General features: G+C 49.5%; 18 protein-coding genes. 2 read left to right on the forward strand and 16 right to left on the reverse strand.

From position 1 onward, the window contains the following. Positions 1-71: 71 nt before the first annotated feature. From ABD836_RS07425 to ABD836_RS07465, 9 genes are all read right to left on the reverse strand, one after another. Complete coding sequence (locus ABD836_RS07425) at positions 72-914, reverse strand: MipA/OmpV family protein (RefSeq protein WP_344934094.1); 843 nt, start codon at positions 912-914, stop codon at positions 72-74. A 30-nt stretch (positions 915-944) separates the two neighbouring features. Then, entirely contained in the window at positions 945-1,376 is a 432-nt protein-coding gene (locus tag ABD836_RS07430; RefSeq protein ID WP_344934097.1) for a thioesterase family protein, read from the reverse strand. A 91-nt stretch (positions 1,377-1,467) separates the two neighbouring features. Continuing rightward, positions 1,468-2,877, reverse strand: a complete 1,410-nt coding sequence (locus tag ABD836_RS07435; RefSeq protein ID WP_344934099.1) for a PepSY domain-containing protein — start codon at positions 2,875-2,877, stop codon at positions 1,468-1,470. Continuing rightward, positions 2,877-5,012 carry a TonB-dependent receptor gene (locus tag ABD836_RS07440; RefSeq protein WP_344934102.1) on the reverse strand — a complete coding sequence of 712 codons (2,136 nt, stop codon included), beginning with the start codon at positions 5,010-5,012 and terminating at the stop codon, positions 2,877-2,879. The genes ABD836_RS07435 and ABD836_RS07440 overlap by 1 nt, the downstream gene beginning before the upstream one ends. Positions 5,013-5,112: 100 nt before the next feature. Further along, positions 5,113-5,529, reverse strand: a complete 417-nt coding sequence (locus tag ABD836_RS07445; RefSeq protein WP_344934104.1) for a GFA family protein — start codon at positions 5,527-5,529, stop codon at positions 5,113-5,115. Positions 5,530-5,751: 222 nt separating this feature from the next. Then, a complete protein-coding gene (locus ABD836_RS07450) occupies positions 5,752-6,738 on the reverse strand; it encodes a sensor domain-containing diguanylate cyclase (protein ID WP_344934107.1) in 987 nt (328 codons plus the stop codon). A gap of 36 nt (positions 6,739-6,774) precedes the next feature. Next, complete coding sequence (locus tag ABD836_RS07455; RefSeq protein ID WP_344934110.1) at positions 6,775-7,278, reverse strand: GAF domain-containing protein; 504 nt, start codon at positions 7,276-7,278, stop codon at positions 6,775-6,777. A 248-nt stretch (positions 7,279-7,526) separates the two neighbouring features. Next, entirely contained in the window at positions 7,527-8,342 is an 816-nt protein-coding gene (gene eutC, locus ABD836_RS07460; RefSeq protein WP_344934113.1) for an ethanolamine ammonia-lyase subunit EutC, read from the reverse strand. Beyond that, positions 8,332-9,735, reverse strand: coding sequence for an ethanolamine ammonia-lyase subunit EutB (locus ABD836_RS07465; protein WP_344934116.1), 1,404 nt, complete (start codon positions 9,733-9,735; stop codon positions 8,332-8,334). The genes eutC and ABD836_RS07465 overlap by 11 nt, the downstream gene beginning before the upstream one ends. 420 nt (positions 9,736-10,155) lie before the next feature. Between ABD836_RS07465 and ABD836_RS07470 the strand changes: the two genes are divergently transcribed. Further along, positions 10,156-11,121 (forward strand): 1-acylglycerol-3-phosphate O-acyltransferase, YihG family, encoded by a 966-nt coding sequence (locus ABD836_RS07470; RefSeq protein WP_344934119.1) that lies wholly within the window; start codon positions 10,156-10,158, stop codon positions 11,119-11,121. Positions 11,122-11,200: 79 nt separating this feature from the next. Here the strand turns inward: ABD836_RS07470 and ABD836_RS07475 are convergent, their stop codons facing one another. The 3 genes from ABD836_RS07475 to hflK are packed head-to-tail and all read right to left on the reverse strand — an operon-like array spanning position 11,201 to position 13,402. Next, positions 11,201-11,323: a hypothetical protein gene (locus ABD836_RS07475; RefSeq protein ID WP_257722006.1), complete on the reverse strand. Its 123-nt coding sequence runs from the start codon at positions 11,321-11,323 to the stop codon at positions 11,201-11,203. Between the two features lie 25 nt (positions 11,324-11,348). After that, positions 11,349-12,323 (reverse strand): protease modulator HflC, encoded by a 975-nt coding sequence (gene hflC / locus ABD836_RS07480; RefSeq protein WP_344934122.1) that lies wholly within the window; start codon positions 12,321-12,323, stop codon positions 11,349-11,351. Continuing rightward, positions 12,320-13,402, reverse strand: a complete 1,083-nt coding sequence (gene hflK, locus ABD836_RS07485; protein ID WP_344934125.1) for an FtsH protease activity modulator HflK — start codon at positions 13,400-13,402, stop codon at positions 12,320-12,322. Before hflK ends, hflC begins: the two co-directional genes overlap by 4 nt. Positions 13,403-13,606: 204 nt before the next feature. Here hflK and ABD836_RS07490 point away from each other — a divergent pair, with 204 nt between their 5' ends. Continuing rightward, positions 13,607-14,380, forward strand: coding sequence for a TSUP family transporter (locus tag ABD836_RS07490; protein WP_344934127.1), 774 nt, complete (start codon positions 13,607-13,609; stop codon positions 14,378-14,380). Positions 14,381-14,383: 3 nt separating this feature from the next. Here the strand turns inward: ABD836_RS07490 and ABD836_RS07495 are convergent, their stop codons facing one another. The 4 genes from ABD836_RS07495 to ABD836_RS07510 all read right to left on the reverse strand — a co-directional run bounded on the left by ABD836_RS07495 (position 14,384) and on the right by ABD836_RS07510 (position 19,512). Further along, a complete protein-coding gene (locus ABD836_RS07495; protein ID WP_344934129.1) occupies positions 14,384-14,836 on the reverse strand; it encodes a DUF3465 domain-containing protein in 453 nt (150 codons plus the stop codon). Positions 14,837-14,937: 101 nt separating this feature from the next. Next, positions 14,938-15,318 carry a DUF3465 domain-containing protein gene (locus tag ABD836_RS07500; protein ID WP_344934131.1) on the reverse strand — a complete coding sequence of 127 codons (381 nt, stop codon included), beginning with the start codon at positions 15,316-15,318 and terminating at the stop codon, positions 14,938-14,940. 247 nt (positions 15,319-15,565) lie between these two features. Then, a complete protein-coding gene (locus ABD836_RS07505) occupies positions 15,566-17,827 on the reverse strand; it encodes a penicillin acylase family protein (protein WP_344934133.1) in 2,262 nt (753 codons plus the stop codon). 266 nt (positions 17,828-18,093) lie between these two features. Then, a complete protein-coding gene (locus ABD836_RS07510) occupies positions 18,094-19,512 on the reverse strand; it encodes a sodium/proline symporter (protein WP_344934135.1) in 1,419 nt (472 codons plus the stop codon). Between the last annotated feature and the right edge of the window lie 24 nt (positions 19,513-19,536).

Here is a 19,536-nt window from a genome sequence, read left to right on the forward strand (position 1 = left end):
TGTCGGGATTCCTGACGTGCAAAGCTGAGGCCGCGTATTGTAGCGTAATAGCGATAGGCCTTCAGTAAGCCTTAGTCTTGCGTATTGCTGTCCACTTTTACGCTCGAGCGCCATAGAATACGAGACACTGAAAAACCAAAATACACGCCGCTATTCTTCCGAAATAACGGGCTATCGTCAAAGCTCGCGCCATGAAGATCGAGGTAGCTCAGGCCCAGCATTACTCGCCAATTCGACTTAGCGTGCCATCGCAAATTGAGGCCTGCGCCACTGCTATTGTAGCCGGAGCTACCCCGATAGAGCGGCCTAACAGCAGTGGCGTCACGCGGCCCAACGCCGTAAAAATAATCATGGTAATCCGCGCTGCCATAGCGCATTTGCACACTTGCCCGCAATGAGAAAGCGTCACTTAAGCGCCGGCCCCAGCGTAACTCTGGATTAAACACCCAACCTTCATAGTTCATTGCCGGAAAGCCGTCCACCGCCAAGAGCGCCCGCAAATTAAACCGCAGCTGTATTTTTTCCATTGCACTATCATGCAGCTTAAGGCGCAACGAAGGTCCTAGTTCAAAACTAAAGTCGAGGTCGTCCATGCCCTCACGGGCACTATTATCAGCGCTATTTACCGGTAAACTCCCGCCAGCAGAAATATCGAGATCCCAGAGCGGGTGTTCAAATACCATGCCCCGCAAACCCTCCCTGTCGGCCTTTAGACGTTCACCGCGATAAATCACATAGGGAAATGGCAAAGCGTAGCTGCGGTCTTGATCGGCACCAGGATAATCGGGCAGGTGAAAAAATGCCAAACCGCCACCGAGTTCCCATCGCGGCAACTGGCCCGTTTTCAAGTCCTCAGCCTGGACTGCGCTGTTTAGTAAAATCCCCAGCAAGCTCAATATTGCTTTTCTTCTCACGCGCTTCGCCTCATACGATTTTACTTTCCGTCACATGCTCGCGACTTTTGCCTTAAAACTTTCAGGCACTGGGCAAACGGATTTTCGCTTATAATCAAAAAACAGCATGGTGTTTTTTACTCTTGCCGCTTCTCTATTTTTGCTTACGTTACGCAAGCTGAACAGTAAATCAAAGCTTTTGGCAGTGAAATTACAGGCAGTAACGTCGATTGCGAGGTGGTCACCATAGTCCGTCTCCGAGATGTAAGAAATCTCAGAGTGAGCCATGATCAATCCCGCTTCTTCAAATGCCGTAGCGTGCTCGTAGCCCAAGGCAATAATAAAACGTAGTTGCGCTTCAATGGCAATTGCCGGGATACGATCCGCAGCAAGATGATTGGCCACATTCACGTCGGAGTATAAAACGATATATTCAGTGGTAAATAGAAAGCGTTCGGGGAGTTCAATTGATTTTCTGGCCATCGTGGTTCTCATTTTCTAATTCATTTACGCAGCCTGCAGCTTGCGCAGCACTTTTTCAAGCGCGATTTTGAAAACCACCGATGGCGGGCAATTATAAGCGCCGACGCACGCGCCGTATGTACAGCGCCATGCCCATGGCAAATACAGTCGCAACCCCTGCAGCGAAAAGTGCCGACAGACTGTCACGGACATTGCGTCCAAGACCATCAATGAAGTGCCATTTATGTAGTGTTGCAAAGCTCAATCCTTCTAAACGGTCGCTGTCGCGTACGATGGCAGCTAAAGCACCGCTGCGTGGCTCAACATACACACTCACATGGTCAGTACTATCGTAATCCAAGGCAATGACTGGCAGACGCTTATTCACAAAACCGTATTCACCGCCAAAGTCCGTCACTGTGCGCATTTTTAGCAAGGGCGCGTCGACAGGCAAATATGCCTTGGCAATGGCGGCAGCGTGAATTGCCTCGCCATTCACGAGTTGCTCACCGCTTTGCGCACTGTAGTACCGCATGCCACCCTCAGCCCAAACCCGGAAGTAATGGTCCTGTGCGATATGAATAAGATCAGCTTGCACAAGCGTCGAACTCAACATTGACCAATTCAGCTGCACCTCAGCCAAGGGCGCAACCATGGCCGGCACTGCGGCTATAGATGGCAAAAATTGTTTTTGCCACAAATGGTATAGGCCGCTGGCGGTAAAGGTGATTGCTGTTATTGCCACCGCCAAGCCAAACCCCCGGTGCAGGCGCAGGAGTGCCGAGTTTTTGCGCCGTGGTCGTCCCGTCCGCCACTGCAAATAGTATTGCAAGATACCGGCAAGTGCGATCAGGCCTCCACCGAGGAGGCAGAGACTCATTAAACCTATACGCAGCGTCGAATTCTCAATAAAAACCCACGAATGCAAATTGCGGAAGAACGCACTGCTTAAGGCTTTAGTGTTGTTCACCATGGTGCCGAGTCGGTCACTGGCAGTGTCTACATAGACCCGCATTCCGTCGCCCCGTTCGAAGTCAACTCGCCACACCGGCAACAGCCGATTAACGTAAACGTAGTCTCCATCGAATTCGGTTTGCAATACCATTGCGCGAATCGCGCTGCGTTGATCACCCAAATAATGGCGGGCAAGATGCGCCGCATAGGCTGTTTCGCCATGTTCAATTACCTCACCGCTGCGGGCATCTAACCAAACCGCTTCACCGGCAACAACAATGCGATAACAAGGCCGGCCCTGCCAAGCGAGTAGGCGCACGGCCGATGCGTCGCCGATGACGCCAGCACGATTTGCCGCCTCGGCCACACTAAGTAAATCTGCACTTACAAGGGCCTCAAGCTTATAAGCAAAGGCATCTGCGACCGGCTGTATTCGCGAGATAATCGGGTGCGATAGTCCACTTAAACCCCAGCAAATAATGGCTACGCCCACCACCATACCCACTCGCGCGTGCCATCGGAGTAAGAGGGCAATCAAGCTATTTCGTCGCGATTGATTAGCATTCATTACAATTCCACTCGCAAGCCAATTGTCGCTATACGGGGACTACCGGGGGTAAATGCTGGCCCGTATTTGCTGGTTGTTTCTGCGTAGCGGCGATTAGTTACATTGTAAATTCGCGCATAAAAACTCATCTGCGAATTGAACTGATATTCAGTGTGAACGTTGAGTAGGCTGTGACCGGCGTATTTGTCTCGATCGCTGGCAATGCCGTCGTTGTCGTTTTGCTCATCGAGCCAATGTGCGCCTTGACGCACCCACTCGAATTCGATGTGGCCACCATTGAGAACGTGGGGACGATAATTCAAGCGCGCATTGAGAAAACTTTCTGGAGCGTCTGGCATACTATTGCCGCTGTAATCGCCGCTGCGGTCTAGCCATTCTTCATAGCGATGTTTTGAGCGGGTATACGCCAGACCAATATCCAAGCGCTCGCTAATATCGCGCTCTAGGCCCAGTTCTATGCCTCGGTGCGATGTTTCACCGGCATTGGCATTGCGACGGGTTCCAGTTTGCGGATCGGCTATCGATAAAATTTCATCTTGCTTGCGCATGTAATACACAGCGAAATCAAAGCGACTAGCGGAGTCCAGATTTCCCCGCAAACCAAGCTCAATACTATCGGCTTTTACCGGTGCCAAAGCGGTGGAATCAGCAGTGTCGCCAGCGCGAAATAATTGTGAAGCAGAGGGAATTCGAAACGCATGGCGATAAGCGGCATAGCCGTTGATCCCCTCAGAAAAATCGTATACCAAGCCCAGCTTTGGACTCAGATGTTCAAAATCCAGACTTTGATCTTGGGGACGTAAATGAGCGGGGTCTTGCGCTGCATCGGCAATATTATCTTGATAGTCATAGGCAATCGCATCGTAGCGCAGACCAGCACTGATACGCAGCGGCTCAGTCAATTGGCTCTCGACATGAACATACGGTGATACCGATAAATAATCGACGGTGTAATCGTATAAGCGGCCCGCTTTTTGATAGCTTAGCCAGTACTGGCCGGGATCCTTGTCAGTGCGCTCAATATAGTACTGTATTTGTTCGCCACGGCTGCGATCGATGTCGACACCGCTTATTACAAAACTGCTTTCCGAAAAATCCTTGCGGTATTTAAGCAACACGCCAACGGAGTCGTGGCCGTCTTCATTAATATGCGCGTCTTGGGAGTCCAGTGCGGGGGAACAACTTGGGCACCACGCCGGCGCTGGCTGCACTCGGCCGGTATTTAAAGTCCAGGTCGCGACATACGCCAGAGAATTACTACGGATAAATGGGGTGATGCTTACACTGTGATCGTCACCATTAAATTCAAACGCCGAAGATAGGCGCAGCGCGCTGACATCGCGGTAACCGATGGTATTGCCTGCTTTTTCAGGCTGACTATAGTAATCCGCAACACTCAGCGCCGAACCGCCAGTTGCCATCGACACATTACTAGCACTCAATACCGTGTTCACCTGCCACGCTGAATCAAGTTGGTGAAACCAGCCCAGGACTAATTCCTGCCGTTCACTTTCGTTATTTTCCCGCCAACTGCCGTTCTTTGCCACTGACACATTAAGCGTATAGCTATTTTTTTCGCTAAGCTGCGCGCCTCGAAATTGACTGCGATAGCTGTCGTATTCACCTGCTTCAATGGTGAGCGTACTGCGATCTTCCTTAGCTGGCTGAGCCAGTAAACTGTTAATCACCGCGCCCATGGCGTCTGAGCCATAAAGCGCCGAGCCCGGCCCCTTGATAATTTCGACGCTGTTCGCCAAGGCCGTATTCACCTCGTAGAGCGCATTATGATTAAAGAAGCCAGCGGAGCGCGTTGGTACACCATTCTCGAGATAGAGGTATACCGGGTTGTAAGACACCGGCTGGCGAATCGCCGCGGCCACACCCTCACCACCAGATCCCAACTGCACAATATTTACACCAGGAATGCGATTCATTAATTCACTGGCATGACGTGGATTGAGGGCTTCAATCGTCGCCTGATCTATAACGCCCACGCTCGCTGCGACATCCGCAAGATGCTGAGCATCTCGGGTAGCGGTAACTAAAACCGTTTCTAGCACCGCATGCTCAGCAATCGCCGGCAAGCAGACAAGGACAAGGCTTAATAAAAAAATACGCGACTGGTAATTCGGCATGTGCACCTCAATTTTGAGCTACACATTCTAGTGAATACTCTGCCTAGCACAATGCGACATGATGTCGCAGGGCGACTCAGCGTCCTACTCTTTTTTGGGCTTATGACTGTTCGCTAAATTGTGGTACGCCGTCCGGAATCTGGTACCAGGCCTGTTTCTGACTTACCCATAAATGGGCTTCCGGTTTAAGCACGCGGGTATCGTTTAGACTCGCCGCTTTAAGTTTAATAAGGCCTGGTTCATCAGGATTAAAATGATAAATTCGATTACCGCAGTGGGGACAAAACTTAGCGTAATTTTTATTGCCGCTGTCGGCCAGTCTCTCCCATTGCGCCAATTCCCCTTGTAGAACGAGGGTATCGCTTTCGATAAGCGCGGTTATACTAAAAGCACTGGTAGAGAGTTTTTGGCAGGCTATACAATGGCAGGCGATCACTTTTAATGGTGGTGCCAATAATTGATACCGAACATTTCCACATTGGCAAGATCCTTCAAGTGGGTATTGAATACCGCTCATATCATCCTCCGCTATGTCATTCACAGTGAGCCCAAAGACAGGCTAGGCTAAAGCGCCATTGGCATAGTACCGCTAGGTTTGTTCGGATTACAGAGATTCGCAGTAAAACAAAGGGGGTTATCATTAACGGAGAGGAGGCAATAGAATGATATGCACAGCATTCCGTTGCTAAATTCCAACGGGGCGATAGATGCCCCGACTAGAAATATTTATAAAGTAAACTTAGATTTTCGCCGCTTGGCGCTCAGAATAACGCTTCTGCTTTTTTTGGTCATACATAATGATATCGGCATCGGCGAGTATTTTTTCAACCGTTAAATGCTTGTTCGCATTAAAATCGACAATCCCATAGGAAAACGCCAAATCGTAACCGCGATTCACCCGTGCATTAAAATCCGCGAGTATCTCCGCAAAACTCACCATAACAGCCTCAGCCGCATCTGGCGGCGTATTGCTTAGCAAGACAACAAATTCATCGCTGCCTATTCGGGCAAACACATCGGAAGCACCTAATTTATTTTTCATTTGCTCGCTAAAACTACGCAATGCGCGGTCGCCTTCGCGACGGCCAAATGTCTCATTAACCGTCTTAAATTGATCAATATCAATCATGACCAAGGATGCCGGCAAATCCAGACGAGCACACATATTCAAACCATGCTCGGCCAACATCAGAAAACCACGTCGGTTACTAATATTGGTTAGCTCATCCAAGGTGTTTAATTCTACGGTTGCAATCTCAGCTTCCACAATCAAGGCGAGGTCGCGCAACATTTCCAGATCTTCGCCAGACAATGTCCGTGCGTGGGTATCGATTAAGCATAAGGTACCGAGTACATGACCGTCCGGCGCACGCAAGGGGCATCCCGCATAAAAGCCAATATTGGGTTCACTTAACACCAGAGGATTATTAAAAAACCGCTCATCGTCCTTGGCATCTGGCACTACCAGAATACTGTCGTCGAGTATGGCGTGGCCACAAAAGGAGATGTCCCGCGGCGTTTCGCGCACGTCTAAGCCCATGCACGACTTAAACCATTGGCGATCTTCATCAATCAAACTTACCAGCGCAATTGGCACATTAAACAAGCGTCGCGCCATTCGCGTAATACGATCAAAACGCTCTTCCATAGGCGTATTCAAAATATTTAGTGCACGCAGTGTTTTTAAGCGCTCAACATCATTTACTGGTATTTCAGGAGCTATCACAAAATCACCTCTGCAGCGTCGTTATACACGCAGCGTTTAAAATGGTAACGATCTATTTTCGACCGCTATCTCTGCCTCGACTATCGCTGCTAAATCACTCAACATTTCCAAGTCTTCCGTCGACATGGTTCGTGGCTTCGAGTCAATCAAACACAATGTCCCCAGCAATTGTCCGTCTAGCGCCCGTATAGGACAGCCCGCATAAAACGCAACATTTGGCGCATTTACGACCAGCGGATTGTCAGCAAAACGCTCGTCTTCTTTAGCGTTTTCTACGACTAGAATCTTGTTATCGAGAATCGCGTGCCCACAAAAAGAGACATTCCGTGAAGTTTCCCGCACATCCAAACCGATACAAGATTTAAACCATTGGCGATTCTTATCAACTAAGCTAATCGCGACTATTGGCACATCGAAAAGCCGTTTTGCCATCCGCGTGAGGCGGTCAAAACGCTCTTCCTTCGGCGTATTTAAAATATTAAGCGCACGTAAGGTTTGTAGACGCTCCACTTCGTTCTCTGGATTCTTTGGCGCTTTCACACAACCACCTCGGCAACGCAACTTTTGCGGCTCACTAACAGGATAAGGCTACTCGCACAAATCAAGCGTCTGTATTTTGTACAGCGACTTCCCAAGCCTTCGGCTTCAGTATAGACGACCATACAAAGTAAGCTTGTTTACCTCGGATAAACAGTGTGGCGGGATAATGATCCTTATCACATACGGGCTTACCACTATCACGCTCATTTAAGATGAAAAACCGCCGTCAAGTATCTGATTTAGAATATTTATTTTAAAAATGGAATCCCGGTACTTGCCGTGTTTATAGTTGTTGATTCGTCTTTTAAATCCGTGCCACTCAAGCCTTTTCGCAAAGCACCTCGCACTAAATAGAGTGCGGTCTCGGCGGCTTGCGGATAGCTCAAGCCCGCCTCGCGAATATTCGAGATACAATTGCGCTGGGCGTCCGAACGGCCTCGTTTTGGCGAATGCGTAATATAAAGGCCGAGACTGTCTGGCGAGCTCAAACCCGGTCGTTCGCCGATTAAAATAATACTCAATGTCGCGCCAAGCGCTTCGCCAATATCGTCAGCCAATGCCACTCTGGCCTGACTCGCCAAGCACAACGGGCCAAGCCGCAAGCCCAAGGCATGCAAGCCATCGATCAATAACCGCGACAAGTTCACCGCGTGGGCCACTACTGCTGCAGATGACAATCCGTCAGCTATTATCAAGGCCACATCAATCGGCCCTTGCTCCGCCGCTCGACTGCGCAGCGTTTGCCACTGCTGTTCGGGCAACTGACGTCCCAAATCTGGCCGCTGCAAATAGCGGTTACGATCCCCAGCAACACTGCATAAAGAAATAATAGGGAATAGCATATCGCGCTGATCGTTGCCTGCACTGGTCAGATCAGTTGTGCAGGCAACAATCAGTTCATCGAGGTTGAGCGCCTGGTGCACTGCATCTCTCGCCCTTGCGTGGTCTAGTTGAAATTGTAAATTTACCCTCGTGGGCGCAGCGACACCGGCACGACCGAGCGCGATACGCGCCGTGGTGTATTCCCGTAGCGGCCGCCAAGCATCAATTGTCTTACTTGTCATCGCCAAGCTCCGCTAATTCAATGGCCTTAGCAAACGCCGGTGGTAGGTGTGAACCGCTCACCAATTTACCGCCGCTGTCCATGATGCCCGTTTTCTGTAACCACTGAAAAAACTCCGGTGCCGGCGGCAAATTTAAGAGGCGACGAACAGCGAGGGCATCGTGATATGAGGTGCTTTGGTAATTCAGCATAATATCGTCGCCACCGGGCACGCCCATGATAAAACTGCCCCCCGCTAAGGCGAACTGGGTTAACAACATATCCATGTCATCTTGGTCTGCCTCGGCATGGTTGGTGTAACAAATATCACAGCCCATCGGCAGGCCAAGTAATTTACCGCAGAAGTGATCTTCTAAACCTGCCCGAATAATCTGCTTACCATTGTACAAATACTCAGGACCAATAAAGCCAACGACGGTATTCACTAATAGTGGTGAAAAGGTCCTCGCCAAACCATAAGCGCGTGTCTCAATGGTTTGTTGGTCTACGCCGTGATGAGCGTTTGCCGACAGCGCACTGCCTTGCCCCGTTTCAAAGTACATGACGTTGTTACCGACGCTACCGCGATTGAGGCCTAAAGCTGCATCCTGGGCTTCTCCTAGCATCGCGATATTTATGCCAAAACTCTTGTTCGCCGCCTCACTGCCGGCGATGGACTGAAACACCAAGTCCACCGGTGCACCTTGTTCCATCAGCGCCAAAGTCGCACTCACGTGGGTCAGCACGCAGGATTGCGTGGGAATCTCGAAGCGCTGAATAAACTCGTCTAACAAGCCCAGCAATCTCCCCACCGACTGCGTATTGTCCGAGGCAGGATTAATACCAATGACCGCATCGCCGCTAGCATAAAGCAAGCCGTCGATAATACTCGCCGCGATACCAGCCTCATTATCCGTGGGGTGATTCGGCTGCAGCCGAGTCGAGAAATGGCCGCTTAGACCAATGGTATTGCGAAAGCGCGTGACAACCTCACACTTCTTGGCTACCGCAATCAGGTCCTGTACCCGCATAATTTTACTCACCGCGGCCACCATTTCTGGCGTTAAGCCCGGGGCCAAGGCAGCAAGGCTTGCAGTGTCTGCGGCATCGGATAATAACCAATCGCGAAAATCGCCTACATTTAAATGCGCCACTGCTGCGAATGCCTCAGCATTATGACTGTCTAAAATCAGCCGAGTGATTTCATCACTCTCGTAGGGAATGACCTGCTCATTAAGAAAATGACGCAGCGGTAGATCAGCCAATGCCCACTGTGCCGCGACCCGCTCTTCGTTACTGCTTGCGGCTAGACCTGCCAGATAGTCGCCGGAGCGAGCTGGACTCGCCTTAGCCAATAAAGTTTTTAAATCAGCAAACTGGTAACCACGCTGACCCAAACGAATACGAAAACTCATTGCGCACCTGCGGTTGATAAATTTCTGGCAAGGATGCCACCGACCCAATCTAGCAAGCCCCTGGCCAAGGTGCAAAGCGCAGTATTAAAAATTCACCTTGGTTTTGAAGCCGCCAAATAGCATGCGCTTGCCATCACCCAATGGTCTCGATGTTCCCCTCTGGCACAGGCAATATAAGCCCATCTACATAGCTCATTGACGGCACTCCCACGGATAACTGAATGAGCTTATTTTTAGCACAAGCGCGGCCCGCAAATGTAGCCGCAATTTGCCTATAGGGTTACGAAGGAACTCCGTCGGGATCGCCAGCTTCCCTTGAAGAAATTGTAGTGAGCACCCACTACCCATAAGATCACGTTATATCTGAAAAGATAGCGTCAGCTCAAGGCGATTTTGACAAGACTCCGCAAGAATGTGTTCATGCGTTACAATAGCCAAAATCACCATGAGAACAGACAAGAAACCATGCTGAACTTTCTTCCTCATTGGCTGCGCGGCAGTCTGACCTTGCTATTAATTGCGTGCTCTACGCTTAGCTTGGTACCCATTCTCTTAGTTGTTGCGATACTCAAATTATTGATCCCGATCCCAGCCTGGCGACGCTGGTGTACCGTTGTGTCGATTGAGATCGCGAATTTGTGGGTGGGCTTCAATAATCTATTGCTCGATGCCATAAACGATATTCACTGGGATATTCAAGGTGTTGAGGACTTAAGCCTTGAGGATTGGTATTTTGTAACCTGCAATCACCAGTCGTGGGCCGACATTTTAGTTGCGCAAAAAGTACTATTTCGAAAAATCCCCATGCTCAAGTTTTTCCTAAAGCAGCAACTCATTTGGGTTCCGGTCATCGGTTTAGCTTGGTGGGCCTTAGATTTTCCTTTCATGAAACGTTACTCCGCCGCCGAGATTGCTAAGAACCCGGCCTTAAAGGGCAAAGATTTGGAAACAACGCGGAAGGCCTGCGAGAAGTTTAAATACACGCCGGTAACAGTGTTTAACTTTTTAGAGGGCACTCGCTTCACCCCGGCAAAACACCAATACCAGCAGTCGCCTTACCAGCACCTATTGAAGCCCAAGGCCGGCGGCGCTGGCTTTGTATTAGGCGCAATGGGCGAACAATTGCACACCATGCTCAATCTCACCATTTACTATCCTGGTGATGATCGTAGTTTTTGGCACTTCTTATCTGGCCGGATTACCGAGGTGGTAGTCCGTGTTGAAAAGAGAGCGATTTCGCCGCAGTTTTTAAGTCGAGACTACTTAAACGACGAGAAATTTCGCAGTGAATTTCAGCAATGGGTGTCCACTTTATGGGAAGAAAAGGATCGCTTAATTAACGATCTTCATCAAGAACTTCGCGATACTCATAAAAAAGCGGCCTAGCGAGAGGTACACAAGACTTTAAACGGCGAATACATTAGGAACTTAATGCGGGGCGCTTACGCGCCGCCGCCCTTCAGAATTAAAGCTTGGCGAAAGGGTCAGGTCTTGAACTGACCTTAGATTTCTTTGCTTGACGCTTTTCTTTTTGCGACAAGGCCGGTTTTTTTTTGGTTTCCTTATTACTCTTTTGTTCCTTACTCATAACAATGCTCCTTTACACGGTGGTGTTACTTCGCCGGTCTCGACGTCATACCTTTTAGGAACTTGAACAAATCGCTGTCGGTAGACAACACCAAGGTGGTCTGCTGATCAACAAGTGACGAGTAGGCCGCCATAGTCCGAGTAAATTCATAAAACTCGACCGACTGCGGGCTTTGATTATAGGCGCTTGCGTAAATTTCGGTAGCTTTTGCGTCAGCTACACCACGAATTTCTTCAACTTCGCGATAAGCTTCAGATTGTATTTTATTTAGCTCCCGAAGGCGGTTACCGCGAATCCGCGCGGCCTCACCATTGCCCTCAGATAAAAACCGCTCGGCAATCTGGCGACGTTCACTGATCATGCGATCATATATTTTAGGTCGCACACTGGCATTGTAATTAATGCGTTTAAAGCGAATATCCAGCAATTCGATACCAAAGACACTAACCTTCTCAGCGGCTTCTTTAAATATTTCTTGCTCGACTAATTGCCGACCTTTCTCAATTGGCACCAAGGCACCCATATTCAAACCTTCCGAGGACGATGCCAGCGCTGCATCACGCAGGGGAATGCGGTCCTTAGTGGTGCGAATAATTTCAATCAATTCGTGCTTGGCAACCGCATTGCGCGTTTCGCTGCCGAGAATATCGTCCAGCCGCGACTGGGCGCTGCGCTCATCGCGTAAGCGCAAGAAATACTGCAGCGGATCAACAATGCGCCAGCGCGCAAAGAGGTCAACAGAAATATACAACTTATCTTTGGTCGGCATATCCGACGGTGTACCGTCCCATTCCAAAACACGCTTGTCGATGGGATTCACTTCTTGAACAAAGGGCACTTTAAATTTCAGGCCCGCCTCAGTTACCGGTTCGCCAACGGGTTTGCCGAACTGGGTAATGATGACCTGTTCAACTTCATCAACGGTGTAGGCGGAGCTCATCAAGATAAACAAGCCACCAAATACAAGAACCATAGCTGCAATAGATTTAGTGTTTTTCATTTTTTGCCCCCCTTTTGTTCACCAATGTTTAATAGGGGTAGCAAGCCACTCATATCGTCATCAACCAGAATTTTGTTTTGGATACGGGGCATAACCTCCTGCATGGTTTCTATGTAAATTCGCCGCCGCGTTACTTCTGGCGCTTTACGGTATTCGGTAAACAAGGCGTTAAAACGCGCAACATCACCCTCGGCCTCATTAATACGTTTTAAACGATAACCATCTGCCTCGCGAATGCGCTGGTCTTTCTCACCTTCGGCGAGGGGAATAACTTTATTGTATTCCCGGCGCGCTTCATTAATAAGCTTCTCTTTTTCCTGCTGCGCCTGATTGACCTCGTTAAAGGACTCTTGCACCGGACGCGGCGGATTGATGTTTTTAAGCTGTACTTGGTCAATATTGATGCCCATCTCGTACTTACTGGACAGCTCCTGCATTTTTAACAGCGCTTCAATTTCGATTTCTTGACGACCAATGGTAATGACTTCATCTACGGTGCGATCACCGACCACTTCACGCATTACCGACTCCGACACATAGCGCAGTGTTTCGGCGGGTTCGCGCACAGCAAACAGAAATTTAACGGGGTCTGAGATACGGTACTGCACAACCCACTCAACCAACGCGGCGTTTAAGTCACCGGTTACCATCTGGGTTTCCAGATTGCCGTCCCGACTACCTTGGTAAGCGTCCCGCGCGCCTGGCGTAGAAAAGCCAAACTCTTGCTTGAGCTGCCGCTTTACTGGCACAACCGTCGACTTATCAATCCCCAATGGCAACTTGAAATGCAGGCCCGGGGGCACTTCTTTCAGGTACATACCAAAGCGCTGTACAACCGCTACCGAATCACTCGGCACCGTGTAGTAGGCCGACCACAGGCTCAGGCCCACGCCAAACACCAAGAACAATGGTAGTGCACGACTGAGGCCGCCAGCGCCACCGCCCTTGCCGCCACTGCCACCTGTAAATCGGTTTTTCAAATCATTGATCCCTTTATTTATGATCGCGTCTAAATCTGGGGGCGACTTCTGACCAGAGCCCCAAGGGTCTTTGGCACCGTTATTGTTCTGTGCGGACATGGACTTGCCTTTAATTAGAGTTCAGCACGTCTAGTTATGAGGGTAGGGACTGTAGATTGCAAGCTGAGTAGAGGCTTATGTCGTAAAGAGCGAGCGTAGGCAAAGTAAACGCACTCATCATAGTACCTAGGATTTTAACGGTGAGCGCATTACAATTTACGCTGCCCCCGTCGCGTTCTTTTCAAAATACTACACAGGATTTTTATGGCTGACCTCGCCCTTTATCAGTATGTGCTGATCGGCCTGATTTTTATTTGGAGTGGCTTTGTTCGCTCGGGACTTGGCTTTGGCGGCGCGGTGCTGAGCCTACCGTTCCTTCTGCTCGTGCATAACCAACCACTGGTCTTTTTACCTTTAATCTCGGTGCAATTATTGGTGTTTTCCTCCGCCACCTTATTGGTGAATAATCGTGGCAGCCAAGCGAGTAAGCGCGAGCACAGCAGTACCGTTGATTGGCCCTACCTCCGCTATATGCTCGGCATTATGATTGTGCCGAAACTTCTGGGGGTTTTCGGCTTAATTACCCTGCCGGCTGACATTCTCAGTATCATTATTTTTTCTATCGTCTCGCTTTATGCGCTTTCCTATATTGCGAACAAACCGTTTAAAAGTAACAGCAAGCTTATCGACGCCGTGTTTTTGATTCTTGGCGCTTATATAAGCGGCACCTCGCTAATTGGCGCGCCATTGATTATTGCGGTTGCGGCCCAGCACATTGCCCGCGAACGTTTGCGCGACACGCTATTCGCGCTGTGGTTTATTCTAGTCAGTATCAAACTAGTGGCATTTATATACGCCGGCATCGACTTACAGCTAATCCACCATCTTTGGTTACTGCCTTGCGCAGCTATCGGCCACTTTATTGGTTTGCGCTTCCACCAACGTATGCTCATTGCGGAAACTCCGATCTTTTTCCGAATACTGGGTTGCACATTATTACTGATAAGCGCGATCGGTCTCTGGAAGGCGCTCAGCTAAGGCTTATTCATAACGGCGCCCACCATGCTCTAACCAGCCACCGACGTGACGGCCAGCTGGATCGTGGTGGGTCCAATGCACTACACCACCGCGGTCGGTCCACTCGTATTCGCCATAAAAAACGATATTGTCACCCGTCTGTAAACCGGCGACTCGAGGAGCAAGATCAATATTATGGGCCACTAATATCGTCTGCCCAGACGCCAGCCGGAGAATGAATTTCTGGTGACGACTGCCTTTATTATCGTCTGGCAATATTTTTTCAACCGTTCCAGCACCACGCACCTGAATATCACTGCGTTTATTTTTATAGGCATTGCTGAGGATTTGATCTTGATCAGTCGCAACTGCCGTGTGATTCGGCGCAGAGGGCAGTGCAACACGTTCAGGGTTATTGCCATACCAGTTATATGCCGCAACAAGCACAACAATAAATAATGAAGCCAGTTTTTCCATGGGGAGGCGGAACCTGAATTACTGAAAGCGCTCATAATCAGTGAAATCTGCGCGTAGTTCAATTTCCTAGGACCAGGGAATTAATCGGCCGCTCAACAATATTACTGGAATACCTCACCCCGATATTTCAGCCAACCCCTATTATCTGAATTATCGGAATAAGTGTGACTAATATTTCCACCGGTCTCGCTCCAGTCATAAATACCATGAAACTCAATCACTTCCCCTTCCTTCAAGGTATCTAGGCTTGCGGCGTGACTGGTGTCATGCACTATATTCACAATCTGATTATTAGGAAGCCGAACAACAAAACACTGACAAGTGTCACCATCGAGGATTTCAATCACCGTGCCCGAGCCAGAAGTCATAACGTGCTTTGATTTTTGCTCGAACAATTTGGCGATGTCACCTTGAGCGACAGCCTGTATTGATTTAAATAAAAAAAGCAGCGCGAGGCTGCAAATAAGAACTCGTGTATTCATACTCTACCTGAGATAAACCATGCCGCCTTGGCAGTCCATTAACTCAAGTTAAGCAGAATTTCTAAGAAATTGTGATCCGCGTGTCACAAATTAAGCGTTTAATGACCTTAAGCGCAAAATCGTCTAATAAACCGTTACTTCAGCAAGAAGTGATTAGCTGATCATCAGAAATATTGGCACAATAGTTTCTAATTTTCACTTAAACAGTGATCGACTGTTAGTCTGCCAATGTGAGCGTTTTAATATTTCATGCGTCTATCGTCACACAGTACTTATAACTCAATCTGATTGCTTCCGGATCCAGCGGGATTTGCAGCATTTCTTGCTTGTTCCACGCCGGAATTAAATCAGTAAAGGCGGGCGATCCCGGGCACCCATCTTGGCCACCGAGCATCGCAAACCAGTTTTCATCACTATGACCGAGGTCAAAGAAGTAGCGAGCAGTTGAGCTCATCCCAACATAGTGCTTTCCAGTTGCAAATCCATGCGCTGATTTCATTAAGGTTTCATTTGCGCCGCCAATCTCTACTTCGCCAAATCGCCACCGTTTACCTAGCAAGGGCAATGCAGCAAGAGGATGATTAAAGCGCAGGCGATGGACCGCGCCCCAATGGCGATATTTCTTAAGCGCTTTTTCACACTTAGGGAGCGCCAAACTCACAGCATTCTTCAAATCGGCGATCGGAACCTTAGCGATATCTGCTAACAGCAAGCTGCGTGGGTCCCAGCTCACAGTCAAAACCGCCATGTCGGTTTTGCCATGCAGCGCGACGGCGAAATGGTATAGCAAGAATTCAAATACCAATGCGCCTTCGCTATCAGTTCGATATTCACCATCCCAATCAGCTAAGCATTTATATACGGCTGTCTGTTTACGGTCGATAAGTGCTAATAGTGCGTCTCTCAAAACAATGCCACTGTCACTTTTTACATCAGTCATTAGACTACAGAGAAGCTCTCTGTCGATTTTAGCGGCGGAACCAAGTACGCTTTTTAATCTCGCCACTCGGTCATCAGGTGAAAAAAAACAACTAATCAGAACATCAGAATCACGCTCCGGCTTATTGTTAGCAGAGGCAACATAACCTTCACTGGGGTTGTAACGCAAAGGCAGCGCAGTGGTATCAACCATCTCATCCCAGCAGTCATGATCCGCACTCTTCAGTACAATATCGTCGGGCCTTGTCGCTGCGCGCTTTGGCAGCCTAGCCGCCATAAGCTGAGCAATATTACCCTCAGTATCGGCGTACACCATATTTTGACCAGCAACGGCAAAATCCTTTAAAGCAAACTGGAATTCGTCGAAATTACGCGCCCTGGCAACATTGAGCATAGCGGTAATTTCATCACTAATTTGATGCCCCACCCAACGAAAGGCCAATCGTGAACCATTAACGGCCATCGTTTTTTTATTGAACATCGGCGCGTCTGTCAGTAGAGGTCCAAAGCGCGAATCGGTAAGTGTTATTTCGCGAGCGCGACCCCAGCGGGTCGCTATAACGCAGCGGCGTTGGGTAAACGTACTCTCAGCGTGCTTAGCAACGTCAAATAAATCGCTGGATGCGGCATGCATTGACGTACCACCCCACGCTATTTGGGGACTCCGGCCAACCATAACCGCGGGTAAACCCGGCAGCATATAGCCAACTGTTTTGAGTGTAGGGCAGTGTAAACCGCCCAAAACCCAAAAGCTTGGCAACGCCAACGGCAGGTGGGGATCGCCACTTAACATCGCATTACCACTAACGGTTTTACGAGCCTGAACTGCCACGGCATTTGACCCACCCGGCTTGCCAAACAAGCCACTGAGCCAGTCCAGCGCATCATCCGTTGATAACACGTTTTCCGCTGGTACCGGCGGACCGCCTGCGAAATTCATTAAATGTCGCCACACCGCTAGCCAGTCTTTGCGCTTACGAAGCGGCAATAGTTTCGGCCACATACCCCAAGAGAAATCAGCGCAGTTTAATCTTGCCAAGGTTAAAAGGTCTTCAACTGACCACGCGGTGGGCCGCACATTGAGTATTTGAAATTCCTCTGGCCACAGCGCCCTATTGTCTACGATATTAGCGATTACATAGTTTATGCCGTCGGCGTAGCCTTGCATCCACTGCTTGCTTTGCTCTGGCATCGCGGCATAACATTCTTTACTGACTCGAGCCAGGTCAAGAACACGCAAGGTATGGTCAGTAGCATTAGCGATCGGCCCGAGTATTTCCGACAGCCGCCCCTGACTGACGTACTTCAGGAATTCGATCTGTCCCAAGCGCAAATGGGCGTGACTAATTCCCAAGCCCACCGCAAGATCGCGCTCGTTCTCAGCTTGAATAAAGGGAACGAGATGATCATTCCAATGAATTTTTATTGGCGCTAGCAAGGGAGCCCCCGCTAGCGGCAAAGCATCAACCCTTTGTGCAATAGTGAAATGACGCCGCGGCATGGTGATATGGCCAATCACCACCTGAGCTAGTAAAGCGGCAATTCCCGGCAAATCTGTAAGGCGCGGCATCCCATATCCTAGTGAGTAATAGCTATCTACGCCATACTGTAAACGCCTTGTCAGTGCCGGTAAAGCAAGCGCAAGTTTAAATGTGAACCACACGTCACAATGTATCAACTGGGTAGGGGTAAACTTGAGTCAGTGCAGGAGGAGTCGGATAGCTCGAAGTCGGTTGCCTGTTGCTAAGTAGACGCCCAGAAAGGAAGGGCCGTAGTTTGATTTTACTAATTACGCCCCCTTGAATGCGGGGCGCTGTAAATCAATTTTCTGCCATGCTATTGTGTTTTTTCATCGCGAGTTCCTTGAATCCACTGCACAATAGGATATACCGCGATACCCGCAACAATACCCGGAAATCCTTCGTACACCATGTTGTGCAGGTCGAAGTAGCGCCAGAGCAAGGCAGTCACAACACCGACAGCACTCATCGCAATGAGTGTCCCCTCGCTGGGACGGCGGCCACTAATTAACACTGCCAACACGGGTACAAACGCACTAGCCAAACCAGACCACGCCATCACCACCATACCGAATACCGTTTGGGCACTCATTAAGGCCCAGCCCAATGCAAACAACGTTACGCCAAAGGTCGCCAGTTTAATCAACAGCGGGCGCTCAATGTTTTTAGGGGCAAGGTCGTGGGTGAGGGCAGCCGACGCGCTGAGTATCAATGAGTCGGCGGTCGACAAGGTAGCAGCAAATATTCCTGCCAGAATAAGGCCAACCATCACCGGCGACAATAGTTCCTGAGCCATCGTTGGCAGGGCTAGTTCTGCGTCGAAGCTGCCAATCTCTGGCAAATATAATCGAGATAATAAGCCAACAGCGGTAGCCATTAAGTAAAAAGCAACGAACCACAGATAATACCAAACCCGCGCACGATTCATGTCGCCAGTATTAGCCAGTGTCATGAAGCGCACCATAACATGCGGTTGCCCGGCAACTGAGAATCCGGCAAACAACCAACCGAGTGCGAACAATACCGCACCAGCCGCACCGGGAAACGCGAGATCTTCAGGGAACCAATTCATGTAGCTGGGAATTTGGTAGAGTGCATCGACGGTCGCAACTGGACCACCCAACGCCGCAATGGCAACCCACAGCAGAACGCCCATGGCGGTGATCATCACCACCGACTGAGCGGCGTCCGTCCAAATAGAAGCGCGAATCCCGCCGGCCAAACAGTATGCGGCCACCAGCACAGATCCGGCAACCGCGCCGGCCCAACGCGGCCAATCGAATAAGGCCTGCAGGGCTTTACCACCCGCCAGTAATTGCGCAGCGGCATAAGCAAGCAATAAAACCAAAGATAAGAGGGCAGCAAGCTTCTGATAGCGGCCCATTGTTGTGCCGGTCCAACTACTGAGCACGCCTATATAGCTAAGTTCGCCGCTGCTCTCAGTCATGCCCCGCAATCGTCGATGCACTAGTTGCGAAGCAATAAAGTCACCAGCGATCCAGCCCGCCATCACCCAAAACGCCGACAAGCCCACGGTATAGGTGTAACCAATAACGCCAATAAACATATAGCCGCTATTATTAGTCGCTACCGCCGACAAACCCACCAGCCAAGGCTGCACGGAATTACTGGCCAGATAATAGTCACTGCTATGATGTCGGTTTAGAAAAACTGACGATAAGCCAATCAAGACGAATAAACTTAAAAAGGCTGCAAAGCTCCAGGCAGTTACCATATTCAGATCCGAATTTTTCTGGTT

Source organism: Zhongshania borealis (genome assembly GCF_039539625.1).
GTDB classification, from domain to species: domain Bacteria; phylum Pseudomonadota; class Gammaproteobacteria; order Pseudomonadales; family Spongiibacteraceae; genus Spongiibacter; species Spongiibacter borealis.

What these genes read in the sequence shown, in the direction of transcription:
- ABD836_RS07435 (WP_344934099.1), bottom strand. Translation starts at nt 2,877, where the DNA reads ATGAATGCTAATCAATCGCGACGAAATAGCTTGATTGCCCTCTTACTC.
- ABD836_RS07470 (WP_344934119.1), top strand. Translation starts at nt 10,156, where the DNA reads ATGCGTTACAATAGCCAAAATCACCATGAGAACAGACAAGAAACCATG.
- ABD836_RS07465 (WP_344934116.1), bottom strand. Translation starts at nt 9,735, where the DNA reads ATGAGTTTTCGTATTCGTTTGGGTCAGCGTGGTTACCAGTTTGCTGAT.
- ABD836_RS07475 (WP_257722006.1), bottom strand. Translation starts at nt 11,323, where the DNA reads ATGAGTAAGGAACAAAAGAGTAATAAGGAAACCAAAAAAAAACCGGCC.
- ABD836_RS07510 (WP_344934135.1), bottom strand. Translation starts at nt 19,512, where the DNA reads ATGGTAACTGCCTGGAGCTTTGCAGCCTTTTTAAGTTTATTCGTCTTG.
- ABD836_RS07445 (WP_344934104.1), bottom strand. Translation starts at nt 5,529, where the DNA reads ATGAGCGGTATTCAATACCCACTTGAAGGATCTTGCCAATGTGGAAAT.
- ABD836_RS07490 (WP_344934127.1), top strand. Translation starts at nt 13,607, where the DNA reads ATGGCTGACCTCGCCCTTTATCAGTATGTGCTGATCGGCCTGATTTTT.
- hflK (WP_344934125.1), bottom strand. Translation starts at nt 13,402, where the DNA reads ATGTCCGCACAGAACAATAACGGTGCCAAAGACCCTTGGGGCTCTGGT.
- ABD836_RS07430 (WP_344934097.1), bottom strand. Translation starts at nt 1,376, where the DNA reads ATGGCCAGAAAATCAATTGAACTCCCCGAACGCTTTCTATTTACCACT.
- ABD836_RS07495 (WP_344934129.1), bottom strand. Translation starts at nt 14,836, where the DNA reads ATGGAAAAACTGGCTTCATTATTTATTGTTGTGCTTGTTGCGGCATAT.
- ABD836_RS07505 (WP_344934133.1), bottom strand. Translation starts at nt 17,827, where the DNA reads ATGCCGCGCCTTACAGATTTGCCGGGAATTGCCGCTTTACTAGCTCAG.
- ABD836_RS07440 (WP_344934102.1), bottom strand. Translation starts at nt 5,012, where the DNA reads ATGCCGAATTACCAGTCGCGTATTTTTTTATTAAGCCTTGTCCTTGTC.
- hflC (WP_344934122.1), bottom strand. Translation starts at nt 12,323, where the DNA reads ATGAAAAACACTAAATCTATTGCAGCTATGGTTCTTGTATTTGGTGGC.
- eutC (WP_344934113.1), bottom strand. Translation starts at nt 8,342, where the DNA reads ATGACAAGTAAGACAATTGATGCTTGGCGGCCGCTACGGGAATACACC.
- ABD836_RS07500 (WP_344934131.1), bottom strand. Translation starts at nt 15,318, where the DNA reads ATGAATACACGAGTTCTTATTTGCAGCCTCGCGCTGCTTTTTTTATTT.